General features: G+C 62.6%; 7 protein-coding genes and 1 pseudogene. 3 read left to right on the forward strand and 5 right to left on the reverse strand.

Annotated elements, in window-relative coordinates:
• The 3 genes from WBQ77_RS12860 to lepA form a co-directional block, all read right to left on the reverse strand.
• The coding region (locus WBQ77_RS12860) for a hypothetical protein (protein WP_424060529.1) at positions 1 to 198 on the reverse strand (198 nt) is incomplete at its 3' end.
• 58 nt (positions 199 to 256) lie between these two features.
• Entirely contained in the window at positions 257 to 1375 is a 1119-nt protein-coding gene (locus WBQ77_RS12865) for a TAXI family TRAP transporter solute-binding subunit (protein ID WP_424045269.1), read from the reverse strand.
• A gap of 349 nt (positions 1376 to 1724) precedes the next feature.
• Positions 1725 to 3536, reverse strand: a complete 1812-nt coding sequence (lepA, locus tag WBQ77_RS12870) for a translation elongation factor 4 (RefSeq protein ID WP_424060530.1) — start codon at positions 3534 to 3536, stop codon at positions 1725 to 1727.
• A 215-nt stretch (positions 3537 to 3751) separates the two neighbouring features.
• Here lepA and WBQ77_RS12875 point away from each other — a divergent pair, with 215 nt between their 5' ends.
• Positions 3752 to 4015 carry a hypothetical protein gene (locus tag WBQ77_RS12875; RefSeq protein ID WP_424060531.1) on the forward strand — a complete coding sequence of 88 codons (264 nt, stop codon included), beginning with the start codon at positions 3752 to 3754 and terminating at the stop codon, positions 4013 to 4015.
• A 427-nt stretch (positions 4016 to 4442) separates the two neighbouring features.
• Here the strand turns inward: WBQ77_RS12875 and msrA are convergent, their stop codons facing one another.
• Positions 4443 to 5054 carry a peptide-methionine (S)-S-oxide reductase MsrA gene (gene msrA, locus WBQ77_RS12880; protein ID WP_424060532.1) on the reverse strand — a complete coding sequence of 204 codons (612 nt, stop codon included), beginning with the start codon at positions 5052 to 5054 and terminating at the stop codon, positions 4443 to 4445.
• A gap of 154 nt (positions 5055 to 5208) precedes the next feature.
• Between msrA and WBQ77_RS12885 the strand changes: the two genes are divergently transcribed.
• Positions 5209 to 6873, forward strand: a complete 1665-nt coding sequence (locus tag WBQ77_RS12885; RefSeq protein ID WP_424044816.1) for a GMC oxidoreductase — start codon at positions 5209 to 5211, stop codon at positions 6871 to 6873.
• 30 nt (positions 6874 to 6903) lie between these two features.
• Positions 6904 to 8325, forward strand: a complete 1422-nt coding sequence (locus WBQ77_RS12890; protein ID WP_424060533.1) for a CapA family protein — start codon at positions 6904 to 6906, stop codon at positions 8323 to 8325.
• Positions 8326 to 8329: 4 nt separating this feature from the next.
• Here WBQ77_RS12890 and WBQ77_RS12895 read toward each other — a convergent pair.
• A pseudogene (locus tag WBQ77_RS12895) lies at positions 8330 to 9154 on the reverse strand (phenylalanine--tRNA ligase subunit beta); the annotation flags it as partial.

A 9154-nucleotide genomic window follows, 5' to 3' on the forward strand; every position in this document is an offset into this window, starting at 1 on the left:
CGGCAATACGGTGGGGTCGGCCGCGGCCGCGCGTTGCCGCGCGCAATCGGGCGCAAAGCGCCGCGCGAGCGAGGACGCGCTGTGATCGGTGTTCGCGGCCTTAAGCCTGTCGCCCGGCGGCGAGCCCGCATTGAGCTGCTCAGCGAGCCGCCAAATCTCGTCCGGAATGCTGTCTTGTTTCAATGCTGGCTGTGCCACGATGACCTCCCTTGAAAGTTACCGTTCGCGCGCGGCGATTGGGCGTGTGCCGATTGGATCAATTCGATTGTTGGAACTTGCTCCAGGCCTTGAAGGCCCGGAACAGCTTTTGCTGGTTCGCCTCCGAAACCTCGTCGGTGCTGACGACATCGCCGGCCTGGGTCAGGAACGCCTTGAAGCTTTTTCTCTCTCGTGCCTCGGCGAACGCCTTGCTCTTCGCACTCTCGATCCAGGCTTTCGCTTGCGGCGCGCGCTGCCAGTCTTCGAGCGTCGCGGCGAAATTCACTTCGCGCCATTTGGGGTGGTTCGGCGCCTGTTGGAGTGCATCGAAAGTCGAGAAGAACCGACCGATAAAGCGGCCGAGCTTCGCTTGGCGTTCTGCGTTCGCGGTGTCTTGCAGCGCCACCAGCACGGCGCAGATGGCGACAGTGTCAATCCGTCCTCCGTTTGCGATCAGCGCCGGGTAGTCGTCATGAGTAAGGGCCGACGGATAGGTGTCATCCTCCAGGCCTTTGGAGTAGGGGATGGGCAGAAACGTCAATCCGGACTCCGGGCCGAGCTGCGCTAGGCCGGCGATCGGCGTGGTCCCGATCAGGATCGTTGCATCGATATCGCCAGATTTGAGTGCCTCGACAGCCTGAGCCGTATCCAGATGAGCCTCCTGGACTTGGAGCCCTAGCGCTTCGAAAAGGATCCGCGCGGCGATCTGAGTGCCGCTCCCCTCCCGGCCCACATTCACGGTCTTGCCATTCAGCGCCTGGACGGTCGCAATGTCCGCGCGCGCCAGAAGATGGAGCTCTTCGTTGAAGAGCTTGGCCACATAGACGAGCCGCTCTCGGATCGGCCCGAGCTCGCCGGTCCGCGCAAAATGATTTAGTACGGTCGAGTGGGTGATGCCCAAGTCGACGCTGCGCAAGAATAGGACGTCCTTCAGCGTCTGGGCCGGGTCCTGACCGATCATCGGCAAGACGCGCAGCGATTGGCTGTCGTCCAGCATGGCCGCCATGTCGCGAACGATGGTGGCGTGCCCGTCGAAGGTGGTGCCGGACATGATGGTCACAGCGCCTTCGTTCTGCTGGCCGGAGTTGCGCCGCGTGTCGTCGGCAACACTGTTCGCCACCCCGCAAGGAGACAGCAGACACAAACCAGCCAGTCCAAGGACCATTGCGATCCGCATGACGTATCCCTCATAGAAGCGTCCCCGGAAGCGAATGAAAAGTGATTGATTCGCATCCGTCAATTAAACAAAGCAATATATCAAGTTAAAAACACAAAATTACCTTAAGTGTGGCAGCTGTCAACAAATATAGACAGCAATAAGGCGCAAATTACAAAGTATAAATACAAATATACTGGCGCGCGGCGGAGGGCGCCGGTGCTATCAACTTGATGATACCTGAGCGGGCGGACGTGAGGTCCGTCCGAAAGGCATGCCGCTGGGGCGCTCGCAATCGCGCCCGCGAAACCGGCTACCGCATCAATAACGTGAGACATGCGATTTGGTTTCGTGGGGAGGCGGAGCGTGCCTAATCCGCGTCCATTTTGAGCGCGGCGATGAAGGCTTCCTGGGGGATGTCGACCTTGCCGAAGCTGCGCATCTTCTTCTTACCCGCCTTTTGCTTCTCGAGCAGCTTGCGCTTGCGGGTGATGTCGCCGCCATAGCACTTGGCGGTCACGTCCTTGCGGAGCGCACTGATGGTTTCGCGCGCGATGACCTTGCCGCCGATCGCGGCCTGGATCGGGATCTTGAACATGTGGCGCGGGATGAGATCTTTCAGCTTCTCGACCATGGCGCGCCCACGGGCCTCGGCGCGGCCGCGATGCACGATTACCGACAGCGCGTCCACGGGCTCCGCGTTCACGAGCATCGCCATCTTCACGAGGTCGCCTTCTTCGTAGCCGGTGATGTGGTAATCGAAGGACGCATAGCCGCGCGTCACCGATTTCAGCCGGTCGTAGAAATCGAAAACCACTTCGTTGAGCGGCAGATCGTAGACGATCATCGCGCGGGAGCCCGCGTAGGTCAGCGTCTTCTGCCGCCCCCGCCGGTCCTCGCAGAGCTTCAGCACCGCACCCAGATGCTCATCCGGCACGAGAATGCTGGCCTCGATCCAAGGCTCCTCAATGTGCTCGATCTTCTGCGTGTCGGGCATGTCGGCCGGGTTATGGAGCTCGACCATCGTGCCGTCGGTCAGGAACACCTGATAGACAACTGAGGGCGCCGTGGCGATGAGATCGATATTGAATTCGCGCTCGAGCCTTTCGCGGATGATCTCCAAATGCAACAGGCCGAGAAAGCCGCAGCGGAAGCCGAAACCGAGGGCGGCGGAGGTCTCCATCTCGTATTCGAAACTCGCATCGTTTAGCCGCAGCTTGCCGACCGCTTCGCGCAAATCTTCGAAATCGCCTGAGTCCACGGGAAACAGCCCACAAAACACGACCGGTTGGGCCGGCTGGAAACCGGCAAGCGGTTCCGTGGTCGGCCGCTTCTCGTCCGTGACCGTATCGCCGACGCGTGTGTCGGCCACTTCCTTGATGGCTGCGGTAAAGAAGCCGATCTCGCCGGCGCCGAGCGTGTCGCGCATCTCCTGCTTCGGGCGAAAAATGCCACAGCGGTCGACTTGGTAGCCCGCGCCCGTCGACATCAGCCGGATGCGCTGCCCTTTGCGCAACGTGCCATCGATGACGCGAACGAGAACGACCACGCCGAGATAGGCATCGTACCAGCTGTCCACGAGCATGGCCTTGAGCGGTGCGTCCGTGTTGCCTTGCGGCGGCGGCAGGCGTTGCACGATCGCCTCGAGGACGTCCTCGACGCCGATACCGGTCTTGGCCGAGATCTCGATGGCGTCGGACGCGTCGAGCCCAATCACGTCCTCGATCTGAGTCCGAACCCGCTCGGGCTCCGCGGCCGGCAGATCGATCTTGTTTAAGACCGGTACGACCTCGTGATCGTTCTCGAGAGCCTGATAGACATTCGCGAGTGTCTGCGCCTCTACGCCCTGGGTCGCGTCCACGATCAGGAGCGAGCCCTCGCACGCGGCGAGCGACCGGTTCACTTCATAGGCGAAGTCCACGTGCCCTGGCGTATCGATCAGGTTCAATTCGTATAGCGCGCCGTCCTGCGCCCGGTAGTCTAGGCGCACGGTCTGGGCCTTGATGGTAATGCCGCGCTCGCGCTCGATATCCATCGAATCGAGCACTTGCTCCTTCATCTCGCGTGCCGTCAGCCCGCCACAGAGCTGAATCAGCCGGTCGGCCAAGGTCGATTTGCCATGGTCGATATGGGCGATGATCGAGAAGTTGCGGATATGGGAAAGGGGTATCGACGAACTCATAGACGGCTAGGTAGGGGTGCAAACCGCCAAAGGTCAAGCTGGGAGTGAGGCAGTTTCGCACAGCGGGTAAGTAAGGCGAAACCATGTGGGAAATCGCCGCAATTTCGCAGTTGTCGGCCGTTAGGAAAGCACAGATAGGAAGGGTCCTTTCGATCTGACGGGGTTCGATCGATTCGTGACTGCGACATCGGCGTCGAAGCCGCCCGTGCAGACCGATGGCCCAGAATTCAAGACTGCCTCTAAGGAGAATATCCCTGAAAAAGAATGTCCTTCTCGCGGCTGCGGCGGCCCTGATTGCCGTTGCAACGCTCGCTTCCCCGGCACAGGCCGACATGTCGTGCAAGGAAGTCGCGAAGGTCAAGGCCAACGGCATGATGGAGCGCGTCAAGCTCAAGCGCGAGTGCAAGAAGTCGATGAAGTCGGCCAAGACCGAAGGCGGCAGGTTCTCCAAGCTCAATTTCCTGAAGGACCGCTCGTAAGCGTGCCCAGCGAAAGCGAAAATACACTGAGGGGGCTGAACATGGGCCCCTTTCTTTTTGCCTCCTGTGCGCGCGTCTAGCCCGACGGTCGCCAAGAGCCCCTGATGTGAGGAACGACAGCATGAAAGGCGATTTTGTTCTCTGTGGTGGCCGCCCTCGTCACCGGCGCCGCGGCATCGAGCTGCTGAGACCGCGCGCAATGGCTGTACCCTTACGACAAGCGGGCACGGAAGGTTTACAGGCAGGCCTGCAAAAACCGTTGCTCGGCTTGGAAGGGCGGTCGCAAGGCCTGGAAGCGGGCCCACAAGCGGGACCGTCTGGATCGGCTACTAGCCATCACGCCGCAAGGATTGCCAAAAGGTTTGGGATACCGGGCGTCGCGCGGTGCGCGAACGCCCAATTTTCATGTCGGCTAGGCTAATTCGAGTCAGCTGGATTTGCCGCCCCAGATTTCCGACAGGCGCTGGGCCCGACCGCAATTCCATTTGTAGTACTTGTAACTCACCGGATTTTTCGTGTGGTAATCCTGGTGATAGTCCTCGGCAGCGGCGAACGTGCTGGTCGGCCGGATTTCGGTCTCGACGTCCTTTCCGAAGCGCTTGGCAATGTCCTGCTTGGTCTGCTTGGCAAGAGACTCTTCCTCGTCGCTCGCAACGAACACGACGGTCCGGTAGGCCGGGCCCTTGTCGCAAAACTGACCGGTCGCATCGAACGGATCGATATTGCGCCAGAAATTATCGAGCAGTTCCGCAAAGGTCACTTTTGACGGATCGTAGGTGACCTTGAGCGCCTCGACATGGCCTTCGTGGTTGCCATAGGTAGGGTTGGGTAGGTCGCCGCCCGCATAGCCGGAGACCGTTTCGGATACGCCATCGACCTTGTCGAACGCATCTTCTACACACCAAAAACAGCCGCCGGCGAAGATGGCGGTCTTGGCGGTGGTCGCGTCTTCCGCCTCGGCGGTTTCGCTGTTCACGGCAAACACGAACAGCGCCAGAAAGGCGGCTGTCAGAGTGGCGAGAATCCATCGCGCGATCATTGAACGTCTCCACATTGTTGTCTGTCTCAAACGATAAGGAGTCGCAGCGAGTGGAGATAGGGACTCTCGCGGTTGTGTGATTGGAAGTGATGCGCCCGCGTTTCATCCTGCATAACGTGTTGGAACTCCTGTCTGAACCGAGGTATTGAGAGGCATGCAGCAGCCTGAGATTTTGTCCCTTGCGCGCGCGGCCATGCGCCCCGTCTACGATGTCGTCGTCGTCGGGTCGGGCTATGGCGGCGGCATCGCCGCGTCGCGGCTTTCGCGCGCCGGTCAACAGGTCTGCGTTCTGGAGCGCGGCCGCGAAGTGCCGGTCGGCGGGTTTCCCTCGCGCATGCCGGAGCTGCGCCGCGAGCTTCAGGTCCACAGCGGCAAAAAGCGCTCCGGATCGGGAACGGGGCTTTACGACGTGCGGCTGGGATCGGACATCAATGTGGTCGTCGGCTGCGGCCTCGGAGGCGGCTCGCTGATCAATGCGGGCGTGGCCTTGCGTCCCGACGCGCGGGTCTTTGCCGATGCGGCCTGGCCTGATGCGATCCGAACGGATGGGCTACTGGACCTAGGTTACGAGCGCGCCGCGGATATGTTGCGCCCGTCGCGCCATGCGGGCGCGCCCGCGCTCACCAAGTATCTGGCGCTGGAAGCGGCGAGCGGCGCCTTCGGCAAGCCGCCGGTCACGGCCCCCGTCACGGTCAGCTTCGACGATGTGGTGAACCCGGCAGGGATCGCGCAAGCTGCCTGCACGCTCTGCGGTGATTGCTGTTCGGGCTGCAATGTGGGGGCAAAGAATTCCATCGCCGTTACCTATCTGGCCGATGCCAAGGCACACGGTGCGGAGATCTTCACCGAACTTGCCGTTAGTCATGTGGAGAAGCTGAGCGGGGGCTGGCGGGTGCATTTCCGTTCCGCCAACGATACGGACGAGACGGCGCATGTGGACGCCACGACCGTGTTCCTCGGCGCGGGCACGCTGGGCTCCACCGAGATACTCCTGCGCTCGCGCGAGTGCGGCCTCAAGGCTTCGGACCGGCTGGGCATGGGCTTCTCGGCCAATGGCGACATCATCGCCTTTGCGCTCGGCGGGAAAAACCGCGCCAATGCGGTCGGCGTCGGCGAGCCGCCGAAGTTCACCGACGATCCTGTCGGCGCGTGTGTTGCGGGCCAAATCGAATTGCCGGACGAGGCCGAGCTTAATGCCAGCATGATCATCCAGGAAGGTACGATGCCGTCCTCCATCGCGCCGCTCCTGCCGGTGTTCTTCATCGCCGGCGGGCGACTCCTGGGCGCGGCCCAGAGCTTGATCAAGGGCGTCTATAAAGGCCCGCTTGCGCATTTGCAGAGCTTCTTTGTGGTGTCGCATGACGACGCCGAGGGGCGCCTCGTGCTGCAGAACGATGCCCTGGAGGTCGCCTGGCCGGACGTTGCCAAACAGGAGGTGTACGCCCGCGTGGACGACGCTTTGACAAAGGCGGCGCAAGGGGTTGGCGGGCTCTATATCAAGAATCCGCTTGCCGCGACGAATATGGGCGCGCGGCCCACGACGGCGCATCCGCTTGGCGGGTGCGGCATGGGCGAAACGGCCGAGAGCGGCACGGTCAATCACAAGTGCCAGGTTTTCGCCGGACCCACGGGCGATGAGACCTATGCGGGGCTCTATGTCTGCGATGGGTCGGTCATGCCGCGCTCGCTTGGCTGCAATCCGCTTCTGACCATCAGTGCCCTGGCCGAACGGGCGATGGTTCACTTTGCCCGCGACCATAATCTAGGATTCGACACCGAACCGATTCGGGCGAAAGCCGAGCTCGAACCAACCTCTTAAGAGCCCCGAAGCTATGTGGTCAAAAGGCTCATGCGCTTAGTGACACTTGTCTGCGCCGCGGCCGTGCTGCTGGCAGGCGACGGAGCCGCTGATCCGGCGCGCGCCGGAATGCGCATCGCGCCTTGCGCAAACAACGACCGCACAGCAGCGATAGGAGGGGCTCCCGTCCGGCCCAGCGCGCCCGGCGCCACGGGGCCGTCTCAGCTCACCCTCGTGCTTGCCGGCGACACAGGCTTCAATCCGAAAGGCGCTCCCGTCGACCCGCACGGTTTCACGAAAAACCGGCAAAGCCTCACATACTCGGACAGCCTGAGCGGCATCGCGGGTGAGGTGGACGGCGACCTTGCCTTTCTCAATCTCGAAACCGTGGTGACCGACCGCAACGATCTGCCGCCGGACATGAAAGGGCAAACCGCGCCCTACAATTTCCGCAGCCACCCGGCCGGGCTCAGCGCGCTGGTCGGCGCGGGCTTCAACCTGTTCTCACTCGCCAACAATCATTCCATGGATTACGGCGCGACGGGTGCGGAAGAGACGCTCTACCATCTGGCCATGGTGGGCGCCGCACGCGCAAAAGGCAAGGCGATCGCCTATGCCGGGCTCGGGGCCAATTTCGAAGAAGCGACGAGGCCCGGCTGTCTCGAATTGGGCGAGTTGAAACTCGGCTTCGCCGCCACCGGCATCGTTACCGGCCAGCGGGCCGAGCACCGCGCGGGTGAGGGCAAGCCCGGGCAGGCCGCTTATCGCCGGCGCGAGGACTTCGAAATCGTGGTGAACCGGCTCCGCGAGCTTCCCGCCGACTATCGCATTCTATCTATCCATTACGGGCTCGAGGGCCGCGTCGTACCGGACAAGCGTCAACGCGACGATTGGCGCGAGTTCGCCGCGCGCGAAAAGGGCATCAATCTGATTGTCGGTCACCATCCGCACGTTGCCCAGGGCGTCGAACGCGTCGGGGATTCGTTTGTCTTTTACGGGCTCGGCAATTTCCTGCATCCGGGCACGGCCGAAATGAAGCGCTTCGGCCTCTGCCGCGACTACGGGCTCATGGCGAAGGTGCATCTGGCCCGGTCCGGCGAGGGCTGGACCGTCGGCGCGATCGAGGCGATCCCGATCACGAACACCCATGTCCGTCCCGAACGCTTCTCGCCGCAGGACGGCGCCCAGCGCATCTTTGCCCTGAACTATCTCGGGGCAAAGCTTGGGAACAGCACGGGCCCAGAAGGCATTGCCTTCACCCCGCGCAGCGATGGCACGGGGCTGTACTGCTCGGCGGGCGCTGAGGCACTCGGCGGCAAGATCGGCGCGCTCTGCGCGGCCTGGACGCCGGCGCCTGCCATCCCGGTCAGCCTCGCTTCACGGTTGCAGACCGCCTGCGCGGACAAGCCCTTCTATGGCGCCGGCCGCAAGAAGAAGCGTCGTAATTCGAATTTCGAGTTCAGGCAATTTTAGGCGCCTAGCGCAATGTGCCGCCGGTGGCTTTAGCCACGCCTGCGACGACCTTCTCGGCCACCGCGTCGATCTCGACTTCGGTCAGCGTCTTGTCGCGGGGCTGGAGCGTTACCCCGATGGCGAGCGACTTTTTGCCGTCCGGCACGCCTTGTCCGGTGAATTCATCGAATACGCTGACGTTTGAGATGAGCTCGCGGTCGGCACCTGCCGCTGCGCGCACAAGCAGACCTGCGTCCGTGTCCGCATCGATCAGGAAGGCGAAGTCGCGGGTGACGGCCTGAAGATCGGACGCATCGAGTGCGGCCTTGGCGGTGCTCTTGCGTTTCGCCGGCGGCAGATTGCCGAGATAGATCTCGAATGCGGCCACGGGCCCATCGGCATCGAGACTCGCGAGCGTATCGGGATGAAGCTCGCCGAACACGCCGAGCGTCACTTTGGGGCCGAGCTTGATCGCGCCCGAGCGGCCTGGATGGAACCAGCTTGGCGCATCGCGGTTGATCTGCACCTTGGCCTGACCGAGGCCGAGCGCCTCGAGTGCGGCCAGCGCATCGGTCTTGACCGCTTCCCAGCCGGCCTCAGGCGCCGCGCCCGACCAGTGACGGCCCGCGCCTGCAAGCGACGATAGCCCGAAGCGCACGCCGCTAGCAGCGGTGAATTGATCGTCAGCGCCGAGACCGCGATAGGCTTGCCCGAGCTCGAACAGCGCGCCGTCCGCAAAGCCCCGGTCCCGGTTGCGCTTAGCCGCGCTGATGAGGCCCGGCAGGAGGCTGGGGCGCATCTGCGACAGCTCCGTGGAAATAGGATTGTCCAGCGCGAGCGCTGCATCGCC

The sequence above is a fragment of the Methyloceanibacter sp. genome, from assembly GCF_049590335.1.
In the GTDB taxonomy this organism is placed as follows: domain Bacteria; phylum Pseudomonadota; class Alphaproteobacteria; order Rhizobiales; family Methyloligellaceae; genus Methyloceanibacter.

Excerpts from the sequence above, each read along its gene's own strand:
- msrA (WP_424060532.1), bottom strand. The coding sequence starts at position 5,054 with ATGATCGCGCGATGGATTCTCGCCACTCTGACAGCCGCCTTTCTGGCG.
- lepA (WP_424060530.1), bottom strand. The coding sequence starts at position 3,536 with ATGAGTTCGTCGATACCCCTTTCCCATATCCGCAACTTCTCGATCATC.
- WBQ77_RS12890 (WP_424060533.1), top strand. The coding sequence starts at position 6,904 with ATGCGCTTAGTGACACTTGTCTGCGCCGCGGCCGTGCTGCTGGCAGGC.
- WBQ77_RS12865 (WP_424045269.1), bottom strand. The coding sequence starts at position 1,375 with ATGCGGATCGCAATGGTCCTTGGACTGGCTGGTTTGTGTCTGCTGTCT.
- WBQ77_RS12875 (WP_424060531.1), top strand. The coding sequence starts at position 3,752 with ATGGCCCAGAATTCAAGACTGCCTCTAAGGAGAATATCCCTGAAAAAG.
- WBQ77_RS12885 (WP_424044816.1), top strand. The coding sequence starts at position 5,209 with ATGCAGCAGCCTGAGATTTTGTCCCTTGCGCGCGCGGCCATGCGCCCC.